Below are 25,783 nucleotides of genomic sequence, written 5' to 3'. Positions count from 1 at the left end.
GAGGCCTATAAGTCGTCGGGTTTCGGAACTCATTCCAGAAGCACGGACGGCAACCAGAGCGATACGCCCGGCACGTAGGTCACCAGCATGAGTGCGCCGAAGATCGCGAGATAGAAGGGCCAGATCGATTTCAAGGCCTGCTCCATTCGGATGCGGCCCACGGCGCAGCCGACAAAGAGGCACGTGCCCACTGGCGGTGTGCAGAGCCCGATGCCGAGGTTGATCAGCAGCATGATACCGAATTGCGTCGGCTCCATCCCCAAGCCTTTGGCGATTGGCAGGAAGATTGGGGTGCAAATGAGGATTAGTGCCGCCATGTCCATGATCATCCCGAGTACCAGAAGGATCACGTTGATCATGAGCAGGATGATGATCGGATTGTCAGAAACTGTGACCAGCAAATCCGACAGTTTCGCGGGCACCTGGTAGAGAGCCAGCAGATAGGCGAACGAACTGGCAAAAGCGATGAGGATCATCACCATGGCGGTGGTTCTGACGGCGCCTGTGACCGCTCTTTGGAAGTCCTTGAGCGAAAGGCTACGATAGTAAAACACCGTCAGAAGCAGCGCGTAGATTGCACCAAACGCGCCGGATTCGGTCACAGTGAAGATGCCCGAGAGGGTGCCCCCGACAATGATCACCGCGGTCATGAAGCCAGGCAGCGCATCGAGAGCTGCTTCTCCGACGGCTCTCCAGCCGGGAAAGGGCTCGGCGGGGTAATTGTGCTTCACGGACAAGATGTAAGCTGCCACGGCGAGGCAGACGCACATGAGCATGCCGGGAATGACGCCGGCAAGGAACAGGCCTGAGATAGAGATGCCCCCACCTGCGGCTACGGCGAAGATGATCATGTTATGGCTGGGAGGAATGACGATGCCTGCGATGGAGCTTGTTACTGTGACATTCACGGCGAAGTCCGGGCGGTAACCACGCTCCTTCATGACTGGCACCAGGAGAGAACCCAAAGCCGAGATATCGGCAACAGCAGAGCCCGAAATGCCTCCGAACAGCATGGACGAGAAGATATTGACCATCGCCAGCCCGCCCTTGAGGTGCCCCACAAGCGCGGACGCCAGTCGGACGAGACGGCGGGCAATGCCGCCATGCAGCATGATTTCGCCCGCGAAGATGAAGAAAGGGATCGCCAGCAGCGAAAAGACCGAGACACCAGAGGTCGCGCGCTGGAAGGTAATCACGGCAGGAAAGCCCTCAAAGGCAAAGGCTGAAGCTGCGGCAAGCCCCATCGCGAATGCGACGGGCATGCCAATGACGACACCCGCGGCGAAAATACCAAGGAGAATAGCTAAGCCCATCACTTCACCTCTTGATCGATGGGGAGGTCCAGCGGGGACCAGGTCCTGAAGCGCCAGATGCGCAGCACTCCACGAAGCCCAGCGAAAAGAACCATCAGAGCGCCGAGCGTGGTAATCGCTGCGGTCCGCACCGCCTCGGGCAGTCCGAGCATTGGCAGCACCGTGTCCATGCCGAAGGCCATTAGTTCGAGTCCGGCCAACAGAATGAGAAGACCGAAGCCCGCGAGCACAAAATCAATCCCGATCATCATCAGCTTTTGCAGCGGCACGGGCAGCATGTCGCGGAATAGGGTGACGCCAATGTGTGTGTCCTCCCGGACCCCAGCCGCGGCACCGAGAAAGGCGATATAGCAGATCAGCAGGAGCGCGAGCTGTTCTACCCAAGTGGGCGTCACGTTCAGGACATAGCGGCCGAAGACCAGCCACCCGAAGGTGACAATCAGCACGACAAGGGCCACCGAGGCCACGCCCAAGCACAGCGTCCGAACAAGGTCGAGGCCCCGTTCGATACGCCGGTAAAGGGTCGGTACTTTTGACATAAGCAGTCTTTCGAAAGTCGGGGGCCGCAGCGCGCGGCCCCCAGTGGCGTTACTCGGCAGTGCGGATCAGATTGACCAAGTCGGTCAGCGCAGGGTTCTCCTCAAGAAACTTGTCGTAGACCGGAGCCATCGCCGCCTGGAACGGCGCCTTGTCCTCGATGGTGTTCACTTCGGTACCACCGGCCTTAACCGTCTCGATGCTGGCGGCCTCGCGCTCAGCCCAGAGCTCGCGCTGGTAGTCCGCGCTCGCCCGGCCCGCTGCCATCACGATGTCTTGCTGCTCCGGGGTAAACGCTTCCCAAGTCTTCAGGGACATACAGAGGCATTCCGGAATGATCAGATGTTCAGACAGCGAAAAGAACTTTGCCACTTCGTAGTGGTTGGTCGACTCGTAGCTGGGGGGATTGTTCTCGGCGCCGTCGACCACCCCTGTCTTCAGGGACTGGTAGACCTCTGCAAAGGCCATGGGCGTCGCGTTGCCGTCCATCGCAGCGATCATGTCGACGAAGAGATCGTTGGACATGACGCGCACCTTCAGGCCTTCAACATCGGCAGGCGTGTTGATGGGGCGCACGGAGTTGTAGAAGCTGCGGGCCCCGGCCGCGTACCAGCCGAGCGCCTTGATACCCTTGGCTTCCATGCCTGCGCCGATGGCGTCCCCCACTTCGCCGTCCATCAGGCGGTACATCTCGGGCACCGAGTCAAAGATGAAGGGCAGTGACACCACGTTGGTCTCCGGCACGACAGGTCCCATCGGGCCGAGGCTGAATTCACCGAAATCCAGCGCGCCGAGGCGCATTTGTTCGATGGCGTCGGGCTGCGAGCCCAGCACTCCATTGTGGAATACCTTGCCCGTGATCTCGCCGCCGGTCTTTTCGGTGACTTCGTCGATGAAGCTCTCCATGGCGATGGAGACGGGATAGTCCTCTACGTGAATGTTCCAGCCGCGCAACGTCTGGGCGGTGGCGGTAGAGGCAAGCCCCGCCGTTAGGGCGACAATGGCGGTGGTGCGAGTAACGCGAGTGAGAAATGTCATGCTGTTCCTCCCTGTAATGCATGTGCCCGGCGTCTCCTCAAACGCCTTGGCGAATGCAGCATCTTTGTATTTGTTCTTGGATACAAGATGATTCTTGCCAATTTGGGAATTGGCAAGCCGAACTTGCCCACTGAAGGCGGGTCTCGGAGCGAGGAATGAAGGGAGGTTTAGGCGTCGCCGTCCTCGAAATAGGCGGCGCTGTTCACCCGGATGGCAGCGATTGTTTCGTCCAACCGGGACAAATGTAGCATGCCTGCGCTGGCAGCTGTTTCGGGGTCGTTCGCCTTGATCGCTGCGGCGATGGCTTCATGGTCGGCAATCAGTTCCGGCATGCGCCGCTCTTTTGCCAACCCCAGAACGCACAACCGGTCAACCTTAGCCTTTTCCGACCGAATGACGTCGAAGGCATAGGGCACACAGCCTATGTTGCAGATTTGCTCATGGAACTCATAGTCGAGCTTTCCAAAGCCCGCATAGTCATTCTCGGCAAGCGCCTTGTGCTGCATCGCAATGCAGGCATCGAGCTGGTAACCATCAGCTTTTCCGCATCGTCTCGCGGCTTCCCGCAGTGCCGCTGCCTCGACTGCGGCACGCACGAAGCGGCTTTTCTCGATGGCGAGGGCCGAGAACTTGCGCACTTCCGTGGCCTTTTTTGGTCGCACGAGAATAAGGTCCATCGCCTCAAGCCTGCGAAAAGCGTCACGCACGGGCTGGCGAGAAACGCCAAACCGCTCTGCGATGTCGGGCTCCGAGATCCGCGTGCCGGGCAGAAGGCGCAACGTTGTGATCTCACGGTAAAGAAAATCGACGATCTCGTCGACGGTGCTGCGCTTGTCCTTGCGTAGTTTGGTGATCTTGTTCATGCGCGCTCCTCTGGATCCAGGCCTTATAGCCCGCGTGAGGCTGCCGCCGCCAGTGAAACACGATCGGCGCTGACGATGGTTTGACGCCATGTGGCGCTAATGTACTCAGCATACTGGTATCCCAACTTGGATACAAGAATTGACAGAAGTGCAGAATCGCGTCACCTTCTCCGTCAGACAAAGGGCGACCCTAGGGTGGCCATGCATGGGGGGAGGAGACCACATGTCCGGAGTCCGTCTCGACGGTATCGTCAAAAAGTATGGCGCCTTGCAGGTCGTTCACGGCATCGACCTGGACGTTCAGCCAGGGGAATTTGTTGTTCTTGTGGGGCCTTCCGGCTGCGGCAAGTCGACCACGCTGCGCATGATCGCAGGGCTCGAGGAGATCAGCGCCGGCACACTGACCATCGACTCCAGCGTAGTAAACCGCATCGCGCCGAAGGATCGCGACGTGGCCATGGTCTTCCAGAACTATGCACTCTACCCGCATCTGAATGTGGCTGACAACATTGCCTTCGGCCTGCGCATTCGTAGAGAGCCGAAAGACACCATCACCTCGTCGGTAGATGAGGTCGCGCAGATTCTGGGACTGACGAAATACCTCGACCGGCGGCCAGCCGACCTATCCGGAGGACAACGCCAACGCGTTGCCATGGGGCGCGCCATCGTGCGCCGCCCCAAGGTTTTCCTGTTCGACGAACCGCTTTCGAACCTCGATGCCAAGCTGCGCACGCAGATGCGCGCGGAGATCAAACGTCTTCACAAACGTCTCGGAGCGACGTCTATCTACGTGACCCACGATCAAGTAGAGGCCATGACCCTCGCTGACCGCATCGTGGTTATGAGCGACGGCCACATCGAGCAGATTGGTACGCCGATGGACCTTTTCCTCAACCCGGCCAACACATTTGTCGCCAGTTTCCTCGGGTCGCCGCCAATGAACATGGTCAAGGCGACCGTTGCCGCAAAGGACGGCAAGCCTTGCGCCTCTTTTGAGGATCAAGCACTCCCGCTGAACGCTTTGCCGGGACTGAAGTTGGGGCAGGAGATCACGGTGGGTATCCGGCCGGAGTTCGTCACGCTTGGAGACGGCGTGAAGGTCGAGGTCGATTTGGTCGAGACATTGGGCTCCGAAGCGCTGATCCACGCGAGCCTTTGCGGCAACCCGTTCGTCATCCGGCACGCCACCATCGGCGGCGTGCCGGCCATGGGCAGCCACGCGGAGTTTTGCGTGCCACCGCATCTCCTCCGGGTCTTCGATGGCGCCACCGGTCGCGCTCTGGAGGGCCAGCACACGCCCGTCGAGGCAGCGGCATGAGCGATACGACCGACATTGAAGGAACGCCGACCGAAGGCATCGTCATAGAAGCCCGCGAAGCGCAACGCCATCGTCAACCATCGCGCATCGTCAAAGTGGGCGACCATATCCGCCGGGAATGGCAGCTGTACCTGATGTTATTGCCGACCATCATCTGGCTCGTCGTTTTTCTCTATAAGCCAATGTACGGGCTGCAGATTGCCTTCAAGGACTACTCGATCTTCCGCGGCATCGAGGGCAGCCCCTGGATCGGGCTGGAGCATTTTCAGACTCTGTTCGGCAATGATCAATTCCTGCGCGCGCTGAAGAATACGATCATCATGAGCTTCTACACGCTGCTCTTCGGTTTCCCCATGCCGATCCTTCTGGCCTTGATGTTCAACGAAGTCCTGAACCAGACCTTCAAGAAGACTGCGCAGACGATTGTCTACCTGCCGCACTTCATATCCTCGGTAATCATCGCGGGCATCGTCATCACGGCCTTCAGCCCTTCAGCCGGGATCGTGAATACATTCCTTGGCTGGTTCGGGATAGAGCCTGTGTATTTCCTGACACGCCCCGAGTGGTTCCGTCCGATCTTTGTGGGCACCGGCATCTGGCAGGAGGCTGGCTTCCAGTCGATCGTCTACCTTGCGGCTATCGCAGGGGTGTCACCGACGCTTTATGAATCCGCCGTGGTCGATGGTGCGAACCGCTGGCAGATGATGTGGAAGATCACCATTCCCAGCATCCTGCCGACGATCATCATCATGCTGATCATTCGTATCGGAAATATTCTCGAAGTAAGCTTCGAGATGGTGATCCTTCTCTACCAGCCCGCCACATATGAGACCGCCGACGTTGTGAACTCCTTCATCTATCGGCAGGGCCTGCAATCGGGACAGTACGACTTTGCCGCTGCCGCCGGCCTGTTCAATGCCGTGGTTGCCTTCGTCCTGGTGATGACGGCCAACTCAATTTCCAAGCGCTTCTCGCGTACATCGCTCTGGTGACAGCAATGGCAAACATGAACCTCTACTCCCGTGGCGACCGGATCTTCGTCATCGTGAACATGGTGCTCATCGGGCTTTTCACACTCTCGACGCTGTACCCTTTCATTTACATGGCCTCGCTCTCAATAAGCACCGGGTTCGAGGCACGGGCCGGGAACGTTGTGCTGACCCCGGTGGGCTTTACGCTGGAGGCCTATAAATACGTTCTTTCCGACCCGCAGTTTTGGATCAGCTACAAGAACACCTTCATCTACACGATCTTTGGCACCTTGATGAGCCTCGCTTTCATCATTCCCGGAGCCTACGCCCTGTCGCGGCCGCAACTCTACGGCCGGAGATTCTGGAACCTCGTGGTCGCATTTACCATGTGGTTCAACGCGGGGCTCATCCCCTTCTTCCTGAATATGCGCGACCTTGGCCTGCTGGACAGCTATTTCGGCATCATCATCGGCTTCGCGGTCAACGGTTTTAACATCATCCTGTTGCGCAACTTTTTTGAAAGCGTGCCGCAGAGCTTCGAGGAAGCAGCGCGCATGGATGGCGCCAATGAATTCCAAGTGCTCTGGAAGGTGTACGTGCCGCTTTCGAAGCCGGCCATCGCCACGGTTGCGCTGTTCTGTATCGTGTCACGCTGGAACGGCTTCTTCTGGGCTATGGTGTTGTTGCAGGACGAGGAGAAGATCCCGCTACAGGTCTTCCTGCGCAAGGTCATCGCTGACCTCAGCGACGACGAGGAATTCGCGAGCACGTTGCTGACGGCGGCCTATTCCTTCGAGACCATCAGCGCCGCCATCATCGTCTGTTCGATCATCCCGATCCTGCTCATCTACCCGTTTCTGCAGAAGTACTTCACCAAGGGGATTCTCCTTGGCGGGGTAAAGGAGTGACCAAGACGGACGCAAGACTTCGCAAAAGGGAGGAAACCATGCGAGTTGTGAAGACTGCCCTGGCCATTCTTGGCTCGACGGCCCTAACATCACCGGCCTTTGCCGACACTGAGTTGCCTATTGTGGACAAGCCGCTCGAACTCAGTATCCACATGCATTGGCCGCGTGCCCAAGGGTACGGGCCCGGCGGGGATACCTCGAAGATTTACCCGGTCGAAGAGGTCGCCCGCGAGCGTACCGGGGTGCATCTGGTCGACCAGACCTCCGGCCGAAACACCAAGGACAACAACGAGGCCATGAACCTGCTGTTGGCGGCGGGGTCCATGCCCGATATCGTCGGTGGCAACAACATCCAGCAGCCGGTGAACCAATACGGGCCCGAAGGCGCCTTCGTGCCACTGAACGATCTGGTGGCAGAGCACGCGCCCAACATAAAAGCGTGGTTCGACGAACATCCCGATATCTGGAACGCCATCGCTTCCTACGACGGCAACGTCTATTACATCCCGTATCTTCCGGACGGAAAATATGCCCGTGCTTGGTTTGTACGACAGGACTGGTTGGACCAGCTTGGATTGGAGCGCCCTGACAACGTTGATGAGCTCTATGACGTGCTGGTGGCTTTTCGCGATCAGGACCCGAACGGCAACGGGCTGAAGGACGAGGTTCCGTTCTTCGCGCGTGATTGGGAAGAGGTGCTGCGCCTGCTCGTGCTATGGGATGCGCGCTCTACCGGAGCCGACGTGTATCACCAATTTTACGTATCGGAAGATGGTACGGTTGTTCACCCTTATGCGCAGGAAGCCTATCGCGATGGCCTTGCCAATATCGCCAAATGGTACGCCGAAGGGCTGATTGATCCCGAAGTGTTTACCCGCGGCTCGTCTTCACGCGACTACCTTCTGGGTGAAGACCTTGGCGGCATGACGCACGACTGGTTCGCATCGACCTCCGGCTACAACGTCGCGCTCGCTGACAAGATCGAAGGCTTCAACTTCATCCCGTTCCTGCCGCCGAAGTCCGAGAGCGGCAAGCGGATCGAGGAGAACCGCCGTATTCCGATGAAACCCGATGGCTGGGCGATCACCTATGCCAACGAACACCCCGTCGAGACGATTAAGTATTTCGACTACTGGTTCTCGGAAGAAGGCGCCCTGCTGGCCAACTTTGGTGTTGAGGGTAAGACCTGGAACATGGTCGACGGAGAGCCGGTATTCACCGAGGCAGTGCTGGAGTCCGGCCAGCCGGTGAACAGCCAGATGTATCTGGAAGGGGCTCAGATCTATCGCGGCTACCCACAGGACTATCGCTACGAGTGGCAGTGGACGCGGGACTCGGCGCGCGAGGGTATCGAGCTCTACGACACCGAGGATCTGCTCGTCGATCAATTCCTTGGCGTTTCCTTCAACATGGAAGAGCAAGAAGTCTACGACAAGTATTGGCCTACTCTTGTGACCTATATGTTAGAACGCCAGCAAGCCTGGATCCTCGGCTCCGGCGATGTGACGGCTGACTGGGACAGCTACGTTGCGACGCTCGACAAGATGGGGCTATCGCAGGTGCTAGAGGTCATGAACTCGGCTTACGCACGCCAGTACAACTGACCCTTTCCTGACGCGCCGCAGAACCACCGGGGCTGTCCCGGAGCTACGCGGCAGCATGGCGAGGGCAGGGCGCTCCAATCTCTGCCCCGCCAATCCATTCATTCGATCCGAAAGATACCCCATGCACGGTACAGCCCTTCCCACGCTCGACGAACCGCGCGCCGGTCGCCTGATGATCCAATACGCGCCGGTCCCGGAGACCGAGATCACCGAGAATCCGCCGCGGTTCACTTGGCTGCCCGTGGTCGAGGACGAGGCGCTATATGCGCTGCGGATCATGCCGGCAGACGGTGGCGAAAGCCGGGAGTATGGTCCGATCCACTGGAATATGTTCACGCCTGACGCCCCGCTGCAGCCGGGGAGTTACCAGTGGGCGTATGCGGTTTGCGACGAGAGCGGCGCCGCTCTGACGCCCTGGTCTGAGGCGCGTAGTTTCACAATTCCCGAAGGACTGCCTGAAACTCCGCTGCCTTTGGCGGCGGATCGCTACGCGAACAGCGACATGACCCACCCACGGCTATGGTTGAGCAGCGATCGGTTGGCGGAATTTCGCAAGGCATTGAAGACCGACCCGGGCCACTGCGGCTGGGATGTTTTCTACGAGAAATCCGTCCTGCCGTGGATGGACCGAGAGGTGATGACCGAACCTGCGGGCTATCCGAACCATCAGCGCGTCGCACCTGTATGGCGTCAGACGTATATCGACCTGCAGGAAGTCTGGTACCGAATCCGACACCTCGCCATCGGCGGTGCCGTCACAGGCAACGCGGAGATGACCGGCAAGGCCAAGGCGCAACTGTTGGAGGTCGCCAGTTGGGACCCGATGGGCGTAACCTCTCGCGCCTATACTGACGAATGGGCTTATCGCGTGACCAATGCCTTAGCTTGGGGCTACGATTGGCTGCACGCGGACCTTTCCGACGACGAACGCGCCACGGTGCGAGCGGCGCTTCTGGCCCGCACCCGAGATATCGCTGAACATGCGATGCTAAACGCCAAGATTCACGTTTTTCCGTACGACAGTCACGCGGTGCGCTCGGTCTCTTTGACGCTGGTTCCGGCCTGTATTGCCTTGCTGGGCGAGGACGAGGATGACGAAGCGCGACGCTGGCTGAACTACTGCATCGACTTTCTGTCAACGGTCTATTCCCCTTGGGGCGATGCCGAAGGTGGTTGGGCAGAGGGCACCAACTATTGGATGATGGGGGTGGGCTACCTGATCGACGCCGCCAATCGGCTGAAGTCCTTCACCGGCATTGATCTCTACAAACGTCCGTTCTTGCGCAACACCGGGGATTTTCCGCTGTTCTGCAAAGCCCCGAACACCCGCCGCGCCACTTTTGGTGACGACTCGACCCAAGGCGACCTGCCTTGCATAAAGACCGGCCTGAACCTGCGCCAGCTTGGGGGTGTCACCGGAAATGGCGCCTTCCAATGGTATTGCGAAGAAAACCTGCGTCTGAACCCCGGAACCGAAGGGGCCTTCTACAATTGGGGATGGTGGGACACGAATTTCGACGAGCTCGCGTTTCGCACCGACTATCCCGAGATCGAGGCGGTCCCTCCCGAAGGAGGCCTGCGGCACTTCAAGGGCATTGGCTGGGTCGGCGTTCAGCATGAGATGGCCAACCCAGACGAGCACATTCAGTTTGTGTTTAAGTCCTCTCCCTATGGGTCGATCAGCCACAGTCATGGCGACCAGAACGCCTTCTGCCTTGCGGCTTATGGCGAGGATCTGGCCATCCAATCCGGCTACTACGTCGCGTTCAATTCGACCATGCACCGGCAGTGGCGTCGCCAGACCCGCTCGAAGAACGCGATCCTGATCAATGGAAAAGGTCAGTACGATGGCAAGGACAAGACGCGCGCCATGGCAGCGACGGGTCGCATCTTGGCCGCCGAAGAGCGCGAGGACCACATCTATATCGCGGGCGATGCAACCGCTGCCTACCAGAGCCTCTCGCCGGAAGTTACACTTGCCGAGCGCGAAATTTACTTTGTCCGCAACTCTTACTTCGTGATCGTCGACAAGGTGGACGCATCAGAACCGGTGACCTTGCAATGGCTGCTACACGCCAACAACCGCTTTGAATTGGGTAAGACCTCGTTCCGAAACGCGGGTGAGCGGGCGGGCTTCTACGGGCAGGTCGTCTGGTCCGAGTCCGGCAAACCGGACATCACCCAGACTACGGACTTCCCCGACGTTGACCCCAAGGATTACGAAGGGCTGCACGTCTCTACCTATTTGACGGCGCACTACCCGGCGGCCACGCGCCACCGCATTGCGACGTTGCTGGTGCCATACCGGCTGGATGCGCCGAAGCGCGTGTTCAACTTCATGGACGACCAGGGCTACGACGCCGATCTCTATTTCACCGATCAGAGCGAGCACACCTTCAAGGTGGTGATGAAAAAGCTCGCCAACAGCTGAAACATGAACTGAAAAGGAAAACTCATGCGTTTCAAAGGACAAACCGCCATCGTGACCGGCGGCGGGCGGGATATCGGCGCGGCCTGCGCCATCAAGCTCGCGGCAGAGGGCGCCAATGTCGCAATCAACTACTACGCCTCTGCCGAGGGGGCGGAAAAGGTCGTCGCGCATATCAAGGCCGCAGGCGGCAATGCGATCGCCGTTCAGGGCGATCTGATGGACCCCGCTCAAGTCGACAAGCTCGTTCAAACCACGGTCGACACCTTCGGCGGGCTACACGTTCTGGTGAACAATTCCGGCGGGCTGGTGGCGCGCAAAACGATCAAAGAGATGGATCTCGAGCATTGGAACAAGGTCATGGACCTCAACCTGACCAGCGTTTTCATGATGACTAAAGCGGCTCTGGCGCACATGGAGAAAGGCGCCATCATCAACGTCGCCAGCCAGGCCGCGCGCGACGGCGGTGGGGCAGGGGCCGCGGCCTATGCCACATCCAAAGGTGCCGTTATGACACTGACTCGTGGCTTGGCCAAGGAACTGGGCCCGGACATCCGTGTCAACGCGCTGTGCCCTGGAATGATCGACACTGACTTCCACAACATCTTCACCCCGGATCAGGCGCGTCGCGGCTACGAAGCTGCGGCACCTGTCAAGCGCCAGGGGACGCCGGATGACGTGGCCAACGCGGTCGCGTTCCTCGCTTCGGACGAAAGTGCGTTCATGACCGGCGTCAACGTCGATATCAACGGCGGCGTCCTGTTTAGCTAAACCCCTTGCCCTGCCGTCTTCCGGCAGGGCAAATGAGCTGCCAAAGTGCAGGATCGGATGCTCCGATCATTTTTGGCGGACTCTCACCCCGGATCTGCTTTCGCGGACGAAGTGGAAAAGTTATCGCGCCTTCGGTGAAGAGTTAGCGCAGTGGCCGACTGGTGACCGGGCAGAATCCGGCTTCGTCGGAGGCGGCGGCGAAGGAGGTCCTCGAGCTTCTGTAACCTTATGTGGCGCCGCCCGGCGACGAGCGGCGCCTCTCTGCCCTGTGGGTCAGCCCCAAGGCGTGACGAGGTATTTCTCGCCCGTGCGCATAGCGCGGTAGTCCAGCACGGCGTCCTTGGTCAGCATTTCCTCAAGCGTGACCCGCGACTTGTAACTGCTCGCAAAGGTGCTGGTCAGATTGTCACGCACGCGCTGACGCATCCGGCCCATGGTTTCGCGCCCGACCGCCTGTAGGAACGGGAATAGCAGCCAGCCCGACAGCGTCCAGCCGAACCCATAGCTGGGAGTCAGGACAGTGGGGTTGGTGTCGAGGCGGCCGTAGATGAACATGCGTTTCTGTTGGTTCGATCCGTAGCGTGAATACTCGGCCATCTGCTCGCTTGCGACGCGCTCCATCGCCCGGAATGCCTTATCAACCATCGTGCCGCCCCCTACGGGATCGAAGCCGTAAAAGGCACCCGTGGCACGAATGGCGTCGGCCAGACGGTCCATGAAGTCGTCCTCGTAGGAGTTGACCACATGCTCGGCGCCAATCCCCTTCAGCAGCTCTGCCTGATCGCTCTTTCGCACGATGTTCACCAGCCCGACGCCGTCCTCTGCGCAAATGCGCGTCAGCATTTGGCCGAGGTTTGAGGCGCCAACGGTGTGCAGGATTGCGTCCTGACCATCGGCCCTGGCAGTCTCCACAAAGCCGAGCGCGGTCATCGGATTGACAAAGGCGCTGGCGCCCTCTTCTGCGGAATGCTCGCCGAGCGGGAGACACATGTCCGCGTCGGCGAGGCAGTATTGGCTGTAGGCGTTGCCCGGGACGCAGGAAACGCGCTGCCCCATTAGCGCCTGCGCAGCTTCACTGTCGCCAGCGGCGATGACCGTGCCGGCGCCTTCATTGCCAGCGGGCAGTTTCAATCCGTGCCGGGCTTTTGATGCGGTATTTGCAGCCTCGGGCATCTGGGCCACGAACTTGCCCGGCGAGTAGTCTGCGTTTTCCATGTCAGCGCCGCCGACAAGAATGGCAAGGTCCGAGGGGTTGATCGGCGCGGCCTCCATTCTCACCAGCACCTGATTGTGGGTGGGTTCGTCAAATGCCACGTCCTCGAGCGCGACGGTCAGTGTGCCGTCGGCCTCGAGCGTAGTGAAGAGCTGTTTTCCGGTGGTGGCCATGCAGGAGCCTCCTTCGCGTTTCATCGGGTGATGTGGATGTAGGGCCAAAGCCGACACATCCAAAACGAAGCTTCAGGATCCGCGCATCGAAGAACAACATCGCCACCGAGACCTTCAAGGCCTGGGGGCTCGATCCGATCCCCATGGCTTGGGCCGAGGTGTTCCCGGCGCTGCAGCAGGTTGAGCAGCGCGGGCGCCGAATATCAGAACAGCGGACATTGCAGCAGCACGACAACGCGCCGCGCGCCGCAGCGCCATGTTCACGCGCGAGGTCGCGCGGCCGGTATGGTCGATGATGATCTGCGCCGCACCGGCGCGGGAATAGGTCATCTCAGCCTCGTGGCCGTCGACCACGGTCTAGTAGTGGCCCTTGGTCTCGGTCTCTTCGCGGTGGAGCTCGGTCATGCGGCCTGCTGCGAGAGATGTTGGAGAATGCGGGCGTAATTGGCCTCGCCCTGCGCGCCGCTCACCGCGTGACGCCGGGCAAAGATCATCGTTGGCACACCGGAGACGCCGCGCGAGGTCCAGAACCGCTCCTTTTCCCGCACCAGCGCCGCCTTGGCGCCGCTTTCGAGCATGGCGCGGGCGTCGACGGGCGACAGGCCGAGCGAGGCAGCGACCCTCGCCAGAACCTCGGTGTCGTTGAGATCCTCACGCCGAGTGAAGAACGCCTCCATCAGCGCGAGGCTCGCAGCGTGGGCCTGTCCGCTCTCGCCGGCCCACTCGATGAGCTGATGTGCCTTGAAGGTGTTCACCATACGCATGTCGTCGGCATAATCGAAGGTGAAGCCAAGGCTGGCGCCAAGCTCCGTCAGCCGGTCGCGAGCCTGGCGCGAGGCCTCGGGCGTGGTGCCGTATTTCGCCGCAAGATGGGCGCGCAGGTTCTCACCCTCGGGGGGCATTTCGGGGTTCAGCTCGAACGGGTGCCAATGCAGGTCGAGCGGGATGCCTGTCGCCTCGGTGGCGCGGGCCAGCTGGCGATAGCCGATCACGCACCACGGGCAAACCACGTCGGAGACGATATCGACGCGGATCGGGGAGGGGTTAGTCATGGATCTGTTCCTGTGTTGCGCGGCGGCGCTGAGGGGGAAAGCCTAGCCTGCGGTGGGATCGCCGTCAGCCCTTTGCGTCATGAGCGAAGCGCGCAGCGTTCTCGGCGGCGAACGCGGCGTCACCGGCCTCGGCGTCCCAGAACTGCGGCTGCGGCTTGGGGATGGTGAGCGCCCGCTGCACCGCCGGGCGAGCGTCGATGCGATCAAACCACGCCTTGAGATGCGGCAGACCCTCGATCCCGACCCGCGCCCATGGGTAGGCCCGCGCCCAGGGGTACACCGCCATGTCGGCGATGCTGTACTGGTCCGCTGCCAGCCAGTCGCGCCCAGTGAGGCGGGCGTCGAGCACCTCGAGCAGGCGGCGGGTCTCGTCGCGGTAGCGCTTGATCGAGAACGGCTCCTCGTGGCCGTTGGGCGCGGCGATGCGCTGGAAATACATCGCTTGTCCCATCATCGGGCCGATATGTCCGACCTGGAAGAACAGCCATTGCATCACCTCGGAGCGCTCGACAGCCCCCGCGGGCAGGAACTGGCCGTATTTCTCCGCCAGGTGCCAGAGGATGGCACCGCTCTCGAAGATCGCGCGATCCTCGGCGCGATCCTCGATGGTGGGGATCTTGCCGTTGGGGTTGAGCGCCAAATAGGCCGGGGCCTTCTGCTCCTGCTTGCCAAAATCGATCAGCGTCAGATCGTAGGGCACGCCGGCTTCCTCGAGGAAGATCACCGGCTTGTATCCATTCATGGTGGCGGCGGTGTAGAGGTGGATGTCGGGCTTTGTCATTGTTTTGGCTCCCTTGGGTGCGCGGAATGGCGCCCGGCGGATCATCGTGCCGGGTGCCGAGGGACACGGTCAGGCGGCGGCTGCGTTGCCGGGCGCAAAGACAGAGGCGAGGTGTCGGTCGAAGCGCGCGAGATCCGCGTCGATCTCGGCATTCTTCATCACGTCGAAAGCGCCGAAGGAGGGAAGGGGCGACATGCCAAAGAACTTCGCGTTCAGGTGCAGAGGGCGCAGGAGGTCGTCCATCGAGAGCCCCTCGAAGAACGGCTCGGTCGGGTCGTCGAAGGCCTCAGCCGGGGCATAGAACGTGGTCGACAGCATGTAGTGCGTGCTCGTGAGGCTGCCGCCCATGCCGTAATTCGCCTTGGGCGCGTCTGCGGTCCGGCCGTCACCGGCGCAAAGCCGCCCGTCCATGCCTGCGGTGTAGACCTCGTCCATGTATCTCTTGAACGACCAAGGCGCGCCCATCCAGTTCACCGGGAATTGCAGGATCACCACATCCGCCCAGACGTGGCTCTCGACTTCGGCCTCGGGGTCATAGCCTTCGGCGACAGTGGTGACTCGGACCTCGTGACCCTGCTGCGTGAGCCAGTCTTTCGCGCGCTCGGTCAGGGTGGCGTTCAGCTTGCCCGGGGCAAAGTTATAGGGCTGTGCCCCATTGAGGATCAGGATCTTGCTCATGCTGTCGGCTCCGTTGATTGGCATGATATCGAAGCTCCGCCCTTGACGGCGGCGGCCGTGGGGAAGAAATTGAGTGATCAAGTGAATGAAATCAACCAGTATACTTTTGGTAACCTTATTCAGTCGGTCTTCTGGACGGAGCCCGGCGCGCGCGGCAGAGGGGAGTGACAGATGAAGGCGAGAGTGGAAGATGACGGGCAGGGCCGTCGCGTGGTGCGGGATGCCTGCCTCGAGCCCTGCGCCATCGAGCGCGGGATGCGGATCATCGGCGGCAAGTGGACCGGGTCAATCCTGTGGCACCTGAAGGACGCGCCGGTACGCTTTAACGATCTGGCGCGGATGATCGGCGGAGCGTCGAAAAAGATGATCACCGAGCGCCTGCGCCAGCTCGAGGCGCAGGTGCTGGTGACCCGCACCATTCGCGACACCGCGCCGGTCACGGTGACCTACGAGCTCACCGCGTTCGGGCGCAGCGCGCTCGGTGTGCTCGATGAGCTGCGCAAGTGGAGCGAGGCGGTCGAGGCAGGGTAGGCGTAGCGCGGCTTTCCGGTGCCGGGGCCGGGTGGGAGCCTCGCCCTGAGGGCGGGGCTCCGGAGCCGTCAGTCCCACTGCGGCGCAAGGCTCTCCGGCGAGACCAGCCGGCCGTCGGGCCCGGCGAGGCCGCCGATGCGCGCGATTTCCTCGTTGCTGAGCCGGATCTCCGCCGCCGCGAGATTGCTCGCCAGCCGCGAGGCCTTGGCGGTTTTCGGCAGCGCGATGACCCCGGGCTTGTGCAGCAGCCAGGCGACGGCGATGGCTGCCGGACTTGTGCCATGGGCCTCGGCAATCTCGATCATCACCGGATCCTGCATCACCTTGCCCTGTGCCAGCGGGGCATAGGCCTCGAGCGGGATGCCCTTGCCCGCCATGTATCCTCGCAGCGCTGTCTGGTCGATGAACGGATGCAGCTCGACCTGGTTCGTGGCGAGCGGCGCCTGCAAAATCTCCTGCGTCTCCTTCAGCATAGGGATCGTGAAGTTCGACACCCCGCCAAAACGCACCTTGCCCTCCTCGATGAGCCGGTCGAGCACGGGCAGGGTCTCGGAGAGCGGCACCTCCTGCGAAGGCCAGTGCAGCAGGAGCATGTCGACGTAATCGGTGCCAAGCGCGCGCAGGCTGGCCTCGGCGGCCTTGCGAAAATCCTCCGCGGCGAAGTCTCGGGGCAGGATCTTGGTGGTCAGGAAGATCCGGTCGCGCGGGGTGTCGGCGGCGCGGATGCCCTCGCCGACCTCGGCCTCGTTCTCGTAGGCCTGCGCGGTGTCGATGTGGCGATAGCCCTCGGCAAGCGCCGCCTTGGTGATCTCGCGCGCCTCGCCGGCGTTCATCTTGAAGGTGCCGAGGCCGAGGCTCGGGATGGCGGCGGGGCCAATCTTGTGGAGGGTCATGGGGAGAGTCCTTGTCTTGAAGGTGTGGGAGTTATTCTGCAGCGACAGGGCGGATGGCCCCGGCGCGACGGTCGAGCCGGCCGGACAGCCGGGTGAGGCCGATGCCGCCCGCCACGACGGCGGCGCCAAGATAGGGGGCGGCGGCGAGGCCGAGCGTGTCGACACTCACGCCACCGACCCAGGCCCCGAGCGCAATGCCGAGGTTGAAGGCGCCGATGTTGAGGCCGGAGGCCACATCGACGGCGTCGGGGGCGACCTCGCGGGCGATCTGCACCGTGTAGACCTGCAGCGGCGGCACATTGGCGAAGGCAAAGCCGCCCCAGATCGCGATCGCCGCGATGGTGGCGAGCGGCGAGGTCAGCACGAGACCAAGCGCCAGAAGCACCGCCGAGAGCCCGACGAAGATCATCGTCAGCGCCGGGATCGCGCCCATGCGGTCGGCCAGCTTGCCGCCGACGATGTTGCCCACCGCGACCGAGGCGCCGTAGAGCAGGATCACCAGCGACACCGCGCCGGTACCGAGCCCGGTCACCTCGGTGAGCATCGGGGCAAGGTAGGTGAAGGCGATGAAATTGCCACCATAGCCCACGGCGGTGATCAGATAAACCAACAGCAGCCGGGGCTCGGTCAGCACGCGGGCCTGCGCGCGCAGACCGGCCGCCTTGCGCTGACGCAGGGTCGCGGGCACCAGCAGGGCCGATGCCACCAGCCCGACCAGCCCGAGCGCCACGACGCCGAGGAAGGTCGACTGCCAGCCAAAGCTCTGGCCGATCCATGTGCCGAGCGGTACGCCCGTCACCAGCGCCACGGTCAGGCCGAGAAAGACCATCGCGATGGCCGAGCTTTCCTTGTCGCGGCTGACAAGGTCGGTGGCGATGGTCGAGGCGATGGCGAAGAACACGCCATGAGCGAGGCCGGTCAGAAAGCGCGCCGCGATCAGGCTGTTATAGCCCGGTGCCACGGCGGCGAAGGCATTGCCGGCGATGAACAGCACCAGAAGCGCCAGCAGCAGCGTCTTGCGCGGCACGCGACTAGCAAGCGCGGTGAGCACCGGCGCGCCGATGGTCACGCCGAGCGCGTAGACGCTGACCAGCAGGCCAGCTGAGGGCAGCGAGACTCCGAGGTCCGTGGCGATGGTCGGAATCAGGCCGACGATCACGAACTCGGTTGTACCGACGGCAAAGGCGCTGATGGTAAGCGCCCAGAGGGCGAGGGGCATGGGAGAGGTCTCCTTTCAATGTGTCTGGAGCGTTTCGGGTCGACGCAGGAGATGGCAGCGATTAGCCTTTGCGTGAACGGAAGATTTCGGAAAGGATCTTTGCGAAGAATGCACGAATTACCTCAGACCCGCGATCTCGCGGCCTTTGTCGCGGTGGTCGAGGATGGCGGCTTTGCCGAAGCGGGACGGCACCTGGGCGTGGCTCCGTCGACCCTCAGCCGAACGGTGGCGAGGCTTGAGGACTTGCTTGGCCTGACGTTGCTGCGCCGGACAACGCGGTCAATCGAATTGACGCCTGAGGGCCGCGATTTGCTGGATGCTGCGCGAGGTATCTTGGCCCGGACCGAGGCGTTGACCGACCTCGCCGCCGGCAGCCGTCGCCCGCGCGGGCCGCTCCGGATCAACGCGCCCGTGCCCTTCGTGCTGCACATCCTCGCCCCGCGTCTGGCCGAGTTCCGCGCGGCCTATCCCGAGGTGCAGCTGACGCTCGACATGACCGACAGCCTTGTCAATCTGATCGGGTCGCATGCCGATGTTGCGATCCGCTTCGGCCCGCTTCCGGACAGCGACATGCTGCACCGCAAACTCGGGCGCACGCCGTGGAAACTTGTAGCCGCCCCGGAATATCTTGACCGCATGGGGTGGCCTTCGTCGCCGCAGGACCTGAAGGCGCTAGAGCAAGTGCGCTTTGCAGCGCCCGAGCATATCAACACCCTGCGATTCAAGGGGATGCCCGAGCCGCTTTCGCTGCCGACCTCGGTGGTTGCGGGCAATGGCGAAGCGGCCCGCCGGCTTGTTCTCGGAAGCCTCGGCATCGCGCGGTTCTCCGACTTCATGGTGGCTGACGATATCCATGCCGGCCGCCTTGTCGAATTGTTCGCCGGCGAGTTGGAAGCCGCGCCCCTCGATATCACCGCGCTCTACCTCACGCCAACAGCCGGTCTGCGCCGACTTGCTGTCTTTTTGGATTGGGTCGGTGGGATACTGTGAGGCCCGAGCTCAGAACCGGGTGATGACGGTAGCGCCGACGGACTGAAATTTGTCCATTTCCATAAGTTCCTGCGGGGCCTCGGCAAGGCTGATCCGCTTGCCCATCAACCGCGACGGGTCGAGCCGTCCACTCGCCACCATGTCCAGCATCGCGCCGTAGCGGTGTGCCTGCATTCCATGGGAGCCGAGCAGCTCGATTTCCTGACCGACGATTTTCGGCATCGGGATCGCGGGGGCAGCATGGTCCCCCAGCATCAGCCCCACCTGCACGTGCTTGCCGCGCGGCTTGAGACAGAGGATCGAGTTGGTCATGGTTGCCGGGTGCCCCAGTGCGTCGAGCGAGACATGCGCGCCGCCTTTTGTGATTTCCTGGATGGCGGCGGGCACGTCGGCCTCGCGCCCGTCGATGACCGCCACTGCGCCGAGCTTCTGGGCCATGGCAAGCTTGGCCGGGTCGAGATCGACGCCGATCACATTCGCGCCCGCTGCCGCGGCGATCATCACAGCCGACAAGCCGACGCCGCCGCAGCCATGCACCGCGACCCATTGGCCGGCGCTGACTTTGCCCTGGTCGACCACCGCCCGGAACGAGGTGGCAAAGCGGCAGCCTAGGCTGGCGGCGGTGGCAAAGTCCATCGTCTCGGGGAGCGCAACAAGGTTCAGGTCTGCCTGATGGATTGGCACGTACTCCGCAAAAGACCCCCAATGGGTAAAGCCCGGCTGTTCTTGGGCCAGACACACCTGCTGGTTGCCGGAGTGACATTCCGAGCAACTGCCGCAGCCGCAAATGAAGGGCACGGTGACCTTATCGCCGACCTTCCAGTTCTTCACGTCCTTACCCACGGCTTCAACCACACCGGCCAACTCGTGGCCCGGCACATGCGGCAAATCGATGTCACTGTCGTGCCCCATCCAGCCGTGCCAGTCGCTCCGGCAGACACCTGTAGCGGCAACCTTGAGCACGACACCATGCGGTTCGGGGCTCGGGTCGGCAACGGTGGTCAGCTTGAGGGCTTCTTGGAACTTCTCGAAAAGGACGGCTTTCATGGCAGGGTCTTTCGATTGAGGGCGAACTCGCGGGAGGATAGCCCCACACTTTCGAAATAACTTTGCCATTCTTCCCCTATTTGGAGATATTTGAGGCAGTATCCTCTATCAGGGGGAAGCATTTTGAAGGAATCCAGCCCATGCCCGAGATCGACGGTGTAAACGCCGCGCTTCTGAACCTGTTGCAGGACGACGGCCGCATGACCAACGCCAAGCTCGCCGAAAGCCTCGGCATGAGCGAAACTCCTTGCTGGCGCCGGCTGAAACGGCTCGAGGAAGACGGCATTATCGAAGGCTACCAGGCGAACCTGAATCGCCGCAAACTCGGCCTCGGTGTCATGGCCTTCGTGCAGCTGCGCTGTTCCGAGCATGACCAAGTCGCCACCGCCGAGTTCCAGCGTCTCGTCCAAACGACACCCAACATCCTCGCGTGCCACAACACCACTGGCGCGGACGATTTTCTACTGATTGTGGTGGCGAAGGATCTCGACGACTACAGCGTGTTTGTCGACAGCACGCTACGGCGGCTTCCCGGGGTGACCAGCATCCGTTCCAACCTGTCGCTGAAAGAAATGAAGGCGTCGAGCAGGCTGCCGGTCACCTCAGCTGTTGGCGCTTGAAAGACCCGCTGTGCCGACGAATACCAAAAAGCAGACTTTCTCCTGAGCAGCAGGCCTCAGCGGTTATTCCCGCCGTGCGCATAGGATAAGCTGCAGGCGCGGCATATTTGGGACATTTTCCTTGAATGGATGCTCAACGCCCCCGCTTCCGACCCAAGCCATACTCCGTCCCGGGTCGAAAGCGGCAACGCGCAGGTGGCTGCTAATCGCTTGCCCCTTACGCTTCTCAGAACCCTTTCTCTTCCATGACTGAAATGGCGTTCAGAAGCTCTCGAAGCCAGATGTGGCGTGCGTCGCTCCGGTCATGTGGGTGCCAGGCGACCTGGGTCGGGAATGTTCCCAGGTTCAGTGGGACCGGCATGTCCCGAAGCCCGTGAGGTTCGGCGATTAGGGCTGCGATGCGCGCAGGGACAGTGGCGATGCCTCCGATGCGGGCGACGGTAGGGGCTGCTGTAAGGAAATGCGAGACGATCACCGCGGTGTTGCGGCGTAGGCCTGTGTCGGCGGTCAGCTTGTGTAACCCGGTGCGCCATTTTCCGGGCGGCGCCACGACCACATGCGGTAGCCGCTCATATAGGTCGCGATCCAGGGTCGCGCCGTCTGCCAAAGCCTCGTGGGCTACGATGCAGCGGAATCCATCATTGAACAGCTCCGAGACCACCAGGTCCTCCGGTGGAGGGGCGAACCGTCCGATGGCGAGATCGAAGCTTTGCCCGGCAAGGGTGCGCGGATCCAAGTCCGGTCCGATCGGGGCGATCTCGAGCTGTGCCTTGGGAGCGTGGAGCGCGAAGGCTGCGGCCAGAGGCGGGGCGAGCACAACCTCCGCGTAGGGACCCAGCAACAGCCGGAAGCGCCGCGTGCTTTGAGCCGGATCGAAAGGCTCGGCGGCACGGAACGCCCGTTCGAGCCGGTCCAGCCCGGCCGCGACGTCCGGCGCGATCTGCAACGCCTTCTCGGTCGGCTCGACGCCGTATCTGGCGCGCAGGAAAAGCTCATCCCCCAAGGCGACGCGCAGCCGCGCAAGCGCCCCACTGACAGTGCTTTGCGACTGGCCGAGGCGCCGCGCCGCAGCGGTGACATTGCGTTCTTCCATCACGGCGTGGAAGACGCGAAGAAGAGATATCTCCGGGCTCATGTGTCCAGCTTACCGATATCTGACATGCTGCGCATCAATTTCTCGATCTGGGAATTCGTCCTATATCAGTCCGGAGACGTTCCTGCAGTGACCCTCGCGGGACGTTCCGAGACAATGCAAGGAGACCTGAAAATGGCACGTATTCTGATCCTGTCCACTGCGGCCGATGTCCTTGGCGATACCGGCAACCCCACCGGCGTTTGGTACGAAGAGCTGGCGAGCCCGTATTACGCGTTCCTCGACGCGGGCCACGAGGTCACGCTGGTGACGCTTGGCGGCAAATCTGTTCCGATTGACCCGAATTCCGACGTGACGGGTGAGGAGGCCCCGGCCTCGGTCACCAGGTTCCGCGCAGATGCGGAGGCAACGGCGCTGCTGTCGAGCCCCGGCCGCCTCGAGGACGAGGACGTCACCGCTTATGATGCGCTTTACATACCGGGCGGCCATGGCGCGATGTTCGACCTCACAGAAAGCGCGCTTGCAGCCAAGGCCATTGGCAAGGCCTGGGACAGCGGCAAGGTCGTCGCCTCGGTCTGTCATGGCCCGGCGGCCTTTGCCAAGGTCGTGGATGCGAATGGCGATCCAATCGTGAAGGGCCGCAAGGTCACTGCCTTCACGGACAGCGAGGAAGAGGCCGTGGGGCTGGTCGAGGCAGTGCCGTTCCTGCTGGAAACCAAGCTGCGCGAGCTCGGGGCTGACTTCGAGAACGTTGGCGACTGGCAACCTCATGCCGTGGCCGATGGCCGGCTGGTGACGGGGCAGAACCCGGCTTCGTCGGAGGCGGCGGCGAAGAAGGTCCTCGAGCTTCTGTAACCTTATGTGGCGCCGCCCGGCGACGGGCGGCGCCTCTCTGCCCTGCGGGTCAGCCCCAGGGCGTGACGAGGTATTTCTCGCCCGTGCGCATGGCGCGGTAGTCCAGCACGGCGTCCTTGGTCAGCATTTCCTCTAGCGTGACCCGCGACTTGTAGCTGCTGGCAAAGGTGCTGGTGAGGTTGTCACGTACGCGCTTTCGCATCCGGCCCATGGTCTCCTGCCCAATCGACTGCAGGAATGGGAACAGAAGCCAGCCAGATAAGGTCCAGCCGAACCCGTAGCTGGGGGTCAGCACGGTGGGGCTAGTGTCGAGGCGACCGTAGATGAACATGCGTTTCGGCTGGTTCGATCCATAGCGCGAGTACTCGGGCATCTGATCCCTTGCGACCTGCTCCATCGCGCGGAATGCGGTATCGACCAGCGTGCCGCCCCCCACGGGATCGAAGCCGTAAAAGGCGCCTGTCGCACGAATTGCGTCGGTCAGCTTGTCCATGAAATCGTCTTCGGAAGAGTTGACCACATGCTCGGAGCCAAGCCCTTTCAGCAGCTCCACCTGATCGCTCTTTCGCACGATGTTCACCAGCCCGATGCCATCCTCTGCGCAGATGCGCGTCAGCATCTGGCCGAGGTTCGAGGCCCCGACAGTGTGCAAGATGGCGTTCTGTCCGTCGGCCCTGGCGGTCTCCACAAAGCCGAGGGCGGTCATCGGATTGACGAAGGCGCTGGCGCCTTCTTCGGCGGAATGCGCGCCCAGCGGGAGGCACATGTCCGCGTCGGAGAGGCAATACTGGCTGTAAGCGTTGCCCGGGACGCAGGAGACGCGCTGCCCCATCAGCGCCTGCGCAGCATCACTGTCGCCAGCGGCGATCACCGTGCCTGCGCCTTCGTTACCAGCGGGCAATTTCAAACCGTGACGGGCCTTCGATGCGGCATTTGCCGCATCGGGCACCCGGGCCACGAACTTGCCCTGCGTGTAATCCGCGTTCTCCATGTCGGCGCCGCCGACGAGAATGGCTAGGTCCGAGGGATTGATCGGCGCGGCTTCCATCCGCACCAGCACCTGGTTGTGGGTGGGGTCGGCAAATGAAACGTCTTCAAGCGCGACGGTCAGTGTGCCGTCGGCCTCGAGTGTGGTGAACAGCTGTTTTCCGGTGGTGGCCATGCAGGCGCCTGCTTCGCGCTTCGTCGGGTGACGTGGATGTAGCGCCGATGTCGGCACATGCAAAAAATTCTGCATCCGACACATGATAGGTAGTCGGCGCGACTGGAAAGAGCTCGGAGCGGGCTTGCGGAGCTGTAGCGAGCCGTAGACATGGCTGGCAGCCGCGCCCGCCGCTCCCGGCCCAATCTCGACCTCTAAATGCAGCTCATGTGCCGCATCGCAGCACCTTCAAGCGGACATAGCCGCTAGCCAATACTTTTCGAGAGGATGTGACGCGCTGACGAGACCATTCCCAGACCCAGCGCGTCATTGGTTCAGCGGAACCTGGCTGCGTTTTCCAAGGCCGCAGCATCCGTGTCGCCCTTACCGAAGGCCGACGGTCGCGGCTCCGGCAGTTGCAGAGCTTCCTGGACCCGCGGCATGGCGTCGATGCGGTCGAACCACGCCTGCAGGTGCGGCAATCCGTCGACGCTTACAGTGGCCCAGAAGTAGCTGCGCGCCCAAGGGTACGTCGCAATATCCGCGATGGACATCGCATCCCCGACCAGCCACTCGCGCCCGGCAAGCCGCGTGTCCAGCACTTCGAGCAGGCGGCGGCTTTCGGCAACGTAGCGGTTGATGGCATAGGGCACCTCGTCCCCATTCGGCTTGGCGATCCGCTGGAAAAACATCGCCTGACCCATCATCGGGCCGATCCCACCCATCTGAAACATCAGCCATTGCAGCGTCTCCGAGCGCTCATTGGGATCGTGGCTGAGGAACCGGTCGTATTTCTCGGCGAGATACCACAGGATTGCGCCGCTCTCGAACACTGCGAAATCATCGGCGCCCCGATCAACAATGGTCGGGATGCGGCCGTTGGGGTTCAGGCGCAGGTAATCCGGAGCCTTCTGCTCTTTCTTGCCAAAATCGATCGGCACCAGTTCGTAGTCGATCTGTGCCTCATGCAGGAAGATCAGCGGCTTCCAGCCGTTCATAGTATTGGCGGTATAGAGGACAATATCAGGCCGCGTCATTGCTAAGCTCCTCGAATGTCATGGCAAGATGGGCGTCGAAACGGGCGAGGTCGGTGGCCACGTCGGGGTTTTTCATCACGTCGAAGGCCCCGAAGGTCGGAAGCGGCCTCATGCCGAAGAATTTGGCATTCAGATGGACCGGACGCAGAAGATCCTCGAGCGACATGCCCTCGAAAAATGGCTCTGCCGGGTCGTCGAAGGCTTCGGCCGGGGCGTTCAGCGTGGCCGAGATCATGTAACGCGTGCCTGCCAGCTTGCCGCCCATCCCGTAGTTCGCTTTCGGTGCGGCGGCGCTGCGACCATCGCCATTGCTGAGCTGCCCGCCCATGCCGACCGTGTAGACCTCATCCATGTATTTCTTGAACGACCACGGCACGCCCATCCAGTTCACCGGAAATTGCAGGAGGACAATGTCCGCCCAGAGGTGATGGTCCACCTCGTCCTGCACGTCGTAACCGGCCGCGACCGTGGTCAGGCGGACCTCGTGCCCCTGCGCCTCAAATGTTGTCTTGGCGCGCTCCGCGAGCGTTTCGTTGAGTTTACCGGGGGCAAATTCGTAAGGCTGCGCGCCGTTCAGGATATGGATTTTGCTCATCTGGTCTCTTCCGTTGTTGCTGCGCCCGCTTGACTTTCGCGGCGTACTGAATGAGATGAACGTGGCGGAATGCAAAAGCAACCAGTATACTTTTGGTAACCTAGACCGGCGCGG

26 protein-coding genes are annotated in these 25,783 nt (G+C 61.8%); 11 read left to right on the top strand and 15 right to left on the bottom strand.

Annotated elements, in window-relative coordinates; translation table 11 throughout:
• Window positions 1-29: 29 nt before the first annotated feature.
• From ACXAJT_RS23825 to ACXAJT_RS23810, 4 genes are all read right to left on the bottom strand, one after another.
• Window positions 30-1,313 carry a TRAP transporter large permease gene (locus tag ACXAJT_RS23825; protein ID WP_475240129.1) on the bottom strand — a complete coding sequence of 428 codons (1,284 nt, stop codon included), beginning with the start codon at window positions 1,311-1,313 and terminating at the stop codon, window positions 30-32.
• A complete protein-coding gene (locus tag ACXAJT_RS23820; RefSeq protein WP_475240126.1) occupies window positions 1,313-1,852 on the bottom strand; it encodes a TRAP transporter small permease in 540 nt (179 codons plus the stop codon). The genes ACXAJT_RS23825 and ACXAJT_RS23820 overlap by 1 nt, the downstream gene beginning before the upstream one ends.
• A gap of 49 nt (window positions 1,853-1,901) precedes the next feature.
• Window positions 1,902-2,888: a TRAP transporter substrate-binding protein gene (locus ACXAJT_RS23815; protein WP_475240124.1), complete on the bottom strand. Its 987-nt coding sequence runs from the start codon at window positions 2,886-2,888 to the stop codon at window positions 1,902-1,904.
• A 167-nt stretch (window positions 2,889-3,055) separates the two neighbouring features.
• Complete coding sequence (locus ACXAJT_RS23810) at window positions 3,056-3,751, bottom strand: GntR family transcriptional regulator (RefSeq protein WP_475240121.1); 696 nt, start codon at window positions 3,749-3,751, stop codon at window positions 3,056-3,058.
• A 223-nt stretch (window positions 3,752-3,974) separates the two neighbouring features.
• Here ACXAJT_RS23810 and ACXAJT_RS23805 point away from each other — a divergent pair, with 223 nt between their 5' ends.
• From ACXAJT_RS23805 to ACXAJT_RS23780, 6 genes are all read left to right on the top strand, one after another.
• Complete coding sequence (locus tag ACXAJT_RS23805; RefSeq protein ID WP_475240118.1) at window positions 3,975-5,069, top strand: ABC transporter ATP-binding protein; 1,095 nt, start codon at window positions 3,975-3,977, stop codon at window positions 5,067-5,069.
• A complete protein-coding gene (locus ACXAJT_RS23800) occupies window positions 5,066-6,061 on the top strand; it encodes an ABC transporter permease (protein WP_475240116.1) in 996 nt (331 codons plus the stop codon). The genes ACXAJT_RS23805 and ACXAJT_RS23800 overlap by 4 nt, the downstream gene beginning before the upstream one ends.
• Before the next feature lie 5 nt (window positions 6,062-6,066).
• Complete coding sequence (locus ACXAJT_RS23795; RefSeq protein ID WP_475240113.1) at window positions 6,067-6,948, top strand: carbohydrate ABC transporter permease; 882 nt, start codon at window positions 6,067-6,069, stop codon at window positions 6,946-6,948.
• A gap of 152 nt (window positions 6,949-7,100) precedes the next feature.
• Window positions 7,101-8,552, top strand: coding sequence for an extracellular solute-binding protein (locus tag ACXAJT_RS23790; protein WP_475240110.1), 1,452 nt, complete (start codon window positions 7,101-7,103; stop codon window positions 8,550-8,552).
• A gap of 121 nt (window positions 8,553-8,673) precedes the next feature.
• A complete protein-coding gene (locus ACXAJT_RS23785; RefSeq protein ID WP_475240107.1) occupies window positions 8,674-10,983 on the top strand; it encodes a DUF4962 domain-containing protein in 2,310 nt (769 codons plus the stop codon).
• 24 nt (window positions 10,984-11,007) lie between these two features.
• Window positions 11,008-11,751, top strand: coding sequence for an SDR family NAD(P)-dependent oxidoreductase (locus ACXAJT_RS23780; protein ID WP_475240103.1), 744 nt, complete (start codon window positions 11,008-11,010; stop codon window positions 11,749-11,751).
• Between the two features lie 273 nt (window positions 11,752-12,024).
• Here ACXAJT_RS23780 and ACXAJT_RS23775 read toward each other — a convergent pair whose 3' ends face one another.
• The gene (locus ACXAJT_RS23775) at window positions 12,025-13,137 is read right to left on the bottom strand and encodes a zinc-binding dehydrogenase (protein WP_475240101.1); all 1,113 of its coding nucleotides are present in this window, start codon (window positions 13,135-13,137) and stop codon (window positions 12,025-12,027) included.
• A gap of 32 nt (window positions 13,138-13,169) precedes the next feature.
• Between ACXAJT_RS23775 and ACXAJT_RS23770 the strand changes: the two genes are divergently transcribed.
• Window positions 13,170-13,433: a hypothetical protein gene (locus tag ACXAJT_RS23770; protein WP_475240098.1), complete on the top strand. Its 264-nt coding sequence runs from the start codon at window positions 13,170-13,172 to the stop codon at window positions 13,431-13,433.
• A 105-nt stretch (window positions 13,434-13,538) separates the two neighbouring features.
• Here the strand turns inward: ACXAJT_RS23770 and ACXAJT_RS23765 are convergent, their stop codons facing one another.
• The 3 genes from ACXAJT_RS23765 to ACXAJT_RS23755 form a co-directional block, all read right to left on the bottom strand.
• Window positions 13,539-14,189, bottom strand: a complete 651-nt coding sequence (locus ACXAJT_RS23765; RefSeq protein ID WP_475240096.1) for a DsbA family oxidoreductase — start codon at window positions 14,187-14,189, stop codon at window positions 13,539-13,541.
• Window positions 14,190-14,253: 64 nt separating this feature from the next.
• Window positions 14,254-14,970 (bottom strand): glutathione S-transferase family protein, encoded by a 717-nt coding sequence (locus tag ACXAJT_RS23760; RefSeq protein ID WP_475240094.1) that lies wholly within the window; start codon window positions 14,968-14,970, stop codon window positions 14,254-14,256.
• Window positions 14,971-15,039: 69 nt separating this feature from the next.
• The gene (locus ACXAJT_RS23755) at window positions 15,040-15,648 is read right to left on the bottom strand and encodes an NAD(P)H-dependent oxidoreductase (protein WP_475240091.1); all 609 of its coding nucleotides are present in this window, start codon (window positions 15,646-15,648) and stop codon (window positions 15,040-15,042) included.
• 171 nt (window positions 15,649-15,819) lie between these two features.
• Here ACXAJT_RS23755 and ACXAJT_RS23750 point away from each other — a divergent pair, with 171 nt between their 5' ends.
• Window positions 15,820-16,179, top strand: a complete 360-nt coding sequence (locus tag ACXAJT_RS23750; protein ID WP_475240089.1) for a winged helix-turn-helix transcriptional regulator — start codon at window positions 15,820-15,822, stop codon at window positions 16,177-16,179.
• A gap of 68 nt (window positions 16,180-16,247) precedes the next feature.
• Here the strand turns inward: ACXAJT_RS23750 and ACXAJT_RS23745 are convergent, their stop codons facing one another.
• Window positions 16,248-17,072, bottom strand: a complete 825-nt coding sequence (locus ACXAJT_RS23745) for an aldo/keto reductase (RefSeq protein ID WP_475240085.1) — start codon at window positions 17,070-17,072, stop codon at window positions 16,248-16,250.
• 31 nt (window positions 17,073-17,103) lie between these two features.
• Window positions 17,104-18,291, bottom strand: a complete 1,188-nt coding sequence (locus ACXAJT_RS23740) for an MFS transporter (RefSeq protein ID WP_475240082.1) — start codon at window positions 18,289-18,291, stop codon at window positions 17,104-17,106.
• 108 nt (window positions 18,292-18,399) lie between these two features.
• Here ACXAJT_RS23740 and ACXAJT_RS23735 point away from each other — a divergent pair, with 108 nt between their 5' ends.
• Window positions 18,400-19,281 carry a LysR family transcriptional regulator gene (locus tag ACXAJT_RS23735; protein ID WP_475240079.1) on the top strand — a complete coding sequence of 294 codons (882 nt, stop codon included), beginning with the start codon at window positions 18,400-18,402 and terminating at the stop codon, window positions 19,279-19,281.
• A 9-nt stretch (window positions 19,282-19,290) separates the two neighbouring features.
• Here ACXAJT_RS23735 and ACXAJT_RS23730 read toward each other — a convergent pair whose 3' ends face one another.
• Window positions 19,291-20,328: a zinc-dependent alcohol dehydrogenase family protein gene (locus ACXAJT_RS23730; protein WP_475240077.1), complete on the bottom strand. Its 1,038-nt coding sequence runs from the start codon at window positions 20,326-20,328 to the stop codon at window positions 19,291-19,293.
• A 140-nt stretch (window positions 20,329-20,468) separates the two neighbouring features.
• Between ACXAJT_RS23730 and ACXAJT_RS23725 the strand changes: the two genes are divergently transcribed.
• Window positions 20,469-20,948, top strand: a complete 480-nt coding sequence (locus ACXAJT_RS23725; protein WP_475240074.1) for an Lrp/AsnC family transcriptional regulator — start codon at window positions 20,469-20,471, stop codon at window positions 20,946-20,948.
• A 226-nt stretch (window positions 20,949-21,174) separates the two neighbouring features.
• Here ACXAJT_RS23725 and ACXAJT_RS23720 read toward each other — a convergent pair whose 3' ends face one another.
• Window positions 21,175-22,083 carry a LysR family transcriptional regulator gene (locus tag ACXAJT_RS23720; protein WP_475240072.1) on the bottom strand — a complete coding sequence of 303 codons (909 nt, stop codon included), beginning with the start codon at window positions 22,081-22,083 and terminating at the stop codon, window positions 21,175-21,177.
• Window positions 22,084-22,215: 132 nt separating this feature from the next.
• On the opposite strand from ACXAJT_RS23720, the gene ACXAJT_RS23715 reads away from it, so the two are divergent.
• The gene (locus ACXAJT_RS23715) at window positions 22,216-22,896 is read left to right on the top strand and encodes a type 1 glutamine amidotransferase domain-containing protein (RefSeq protein WP_475240070.1); all 681 of its coding nucleotides are present in this window, start codon (window positions 22,216-22,218) and stop codon (window positions 22,894-22,896) included.
• Between the two features lie 49 nt (window positions 22,897-22,945).
• On the opposite strand, the gene ACXAJT_RS23710 is transcribed toward ACXAJT_RS23715, so the two are convergent.
• The 3 genes from ACXAJT_RS23710 to ACXAJT_RS23700 form a co-directional block, all read right to left on the bottom strand.
• Window positions 22,946-24,058 (bottom strand): zinc-binding dehydrogenase, encoded by a 1,113-nt coding sequence (locus tag ACXAJT_RS23710; RefSeq protein WP_475240067.1) that lies wholly within the window; start codon window positions 24,056-24,058, stop codon window positions 22,946-22,948.
• A gap of 314 nt (window positions 24,059-24,372) precedes the next feature.
• Entirely contained in the window at window positions 24,373-25,074 is a 702-nt protein-coding gene (locus ACXAJT_RS23705; protein ID WP_475240065.1) for a glutathione S-transferase family protein, read from the bottom strand.
• Window positions 25,061-25,669 (bottom strand): NAD(P)H-dependent oxidoreductase, encoded by a 609-nt coding sequence (locus ACXAJT_RS23700; RefSeq protein WP_475240063.1) that lies wholly within the window; start codon window positions 25,667-25,669, stop codon window positions 25,061-25,063. Before ACXAJT_RS23700 ends, ACXAJT_RS23705 begins: the two co-directional genes overlap by 14 nt.
• Window positions 25,670-25,783 lie beyond the last annotated feature (114 nt).

Source organism: Salipiger sp. ABF4_146, assembly GCF_056161345.1.
Note: the sequence above shows the minus strand (reverse complement) of the source record. Positions and strands in the feature narration are given on the sequence as shown.

Coding starts and splice junctions, on each gene's coding strand:
- ACXAJT_RS23825 (WP_475240129.1), bottom strand. CDS start 1,313: ATGGGCTTAGCTATTCTCCTTGGTATTTTCGCCGCGGGTGTCGTCATT.
- ACXAJT_RS23820 (WP_475240126.1), bottom strand. CDS start 1,852: ATGTCAAAAGTACCGACCCTTTACCGGCGTATCGAACGGGGCCTCGAC.
- ACXAJT_RS23815 (WP_475240124.1), bottom strand. CDS start 2,888: ATGACATTTCTCACTCGCGTTACTCGCACCACCGCCATTGTCGCCCTA.
- ACXAJT_RS23810 (WP_475240121.1), bottom strand. CDS start 3,751: ATGAACAAGATCACCAAACTACGCAAGGACAAGCGCAGCACCGTCGAC.
- ACXAJT_RS23805 (WP_475240118.1), top strand. CDS start 3,975: ATGTCCGGAGTCCGTCTCGACGGTATCGTCAAAAAGTATGGCGCCTTG.
- ACXAJT_RS23800 (WP_475240116.1), top strand. CDS start 5,066: ATGAGCGATACGACCGACATTGAAGGAACGCCGACCGAAGGCATCGTC.
- ACXAJT_RS23795 (WP_475240113.1), top strand. CDS start 6,067: ATGGCAAACATGAACCTCTACTCCCGTGGCGACCGGATCTTCGTCATC.
- ACXAJT_RS23790 (WP_475240110.1), top strand. CDS start 7,101: ATGCATTGGCCGCGTGCCCAAGGGTACGGGCCCGGCGGGGATACCTCG.
- ACXAJT_RS23785 (WP_475240107.1), top strand. CDS start 8,674: ATGCACGGTACAGCCCTTCCCACGCTCGACGAACCGCGCGCCGGTCGC.
- ACXAJT_RS23780 (WP_475240103.1), top strand. CDS start 11,008: ATGCGTTTCAAAGGACAAACCGCCATCGTGACCGGCGGCGGGCGGGAT.
- ACXAJT_RS23775 (WP_475240101.1), bottom strand. CDS start 13,137: ATGGCCACCACCGGAAAACAGCTCTTCACTACGCTCGAGGCCGACGGC.
- ACXAJT_RS23765 (WP_475240096.1), bottom strand. CDS start 14,189: ATGACTAACCCCTCCCCGATCCGCGTCGATATCGTCTCCGACGTGGTT.
- ACXAJT_RS23760 (WP_475240094.1), bottom strand. CDS start 14,970: ATGACAAAGCCCGACATCCACCTCTACACCGCCGCCACCATGAATGGA.
- ACXAJT_RS23755 (WP_475240091.1), bottom strand. CDS start 15,648: ATGAGCAAGATCCTGATCCTCAATGGGGCACAGCCCTATAACTTTGCC.
- ACXAJT_RS23750 (WP_475240089.1), top strand. CDS start 15,820: ATGAAGGCGAGAGTGGAAGATGACGGGCAGGGCCGTCGCGTGGTGCGG.
- ACXAJT_RS23745 (WP_475240085.1), bottom strand. CDS start 17,072: ATGACCCTCCACAAGATTGGCCCCGCCGCCATCCCGAGCCTCGGCCTC.
- ACXAJT_RS23740 (WP_475240082.1), bottom strand. CDS start 18,291: ATGCCCCTCGCCCTCTGGGCGCTTACCATCAGCGCCTTTGCCGTCGGT.
- ACXAJT_RS23735 (WP_475240079.1), top strand. CDS start 18,400: ATGCACGAATTACCTCAGACCCGCGATCTCGCGGCCTTTGTCGCGGTG.
- ACXAJT_RS23730 (WP_475240077.1), bottom strand. CDS start 20,328: ATGAAAGCCGTCCTTTTCGAGAAGTTCCAAGAAGCCCTCAAGCTGACC.
- ACXAJT_RS23725 (WP_475240074.1), top strand. CDS start 20,469: ATGCCCGAGATCGACGGTGTAAACGCCGCGCTTCTGAACCTGTTGCAG.
- ACXAJT_RS23720 (WP_475240072.1), bottom strand. CDS start 22,083: ATGAGCCCGGAGATATCTCTTCTTCGCGTCTTCCACGCCGTGATGGAA.
- ACXAJT_RS23715 (WP_475240070.1), top strand. CDS start 22,216: ATGGCACGTATTCTGATCCTGTCCACTGCGGCCGATGTCCTTGGCGAT.
- ACXAJT_RS23710 (WP_475240067.1), bottom strand. CDS start 24,058: ATGGCCACCACCGGAAAACAGCTGTTCACCACACTCGAGGCCGACGGC.
- ACXAJT_RS23705 (WP_475240065.1), bottom strand. CDS start 25,074: ATGACGCGGCCTGATATTGTCCTCTATACCGCCAATACTATGAACGGC.
- ACXAJT_RS23700 (WP_475240063.1), bottom strand. CDS start 25,669: ATGAGCAAAATCCATATCCTGAACGGCGCGCAGCCTTACGAATTTGCC.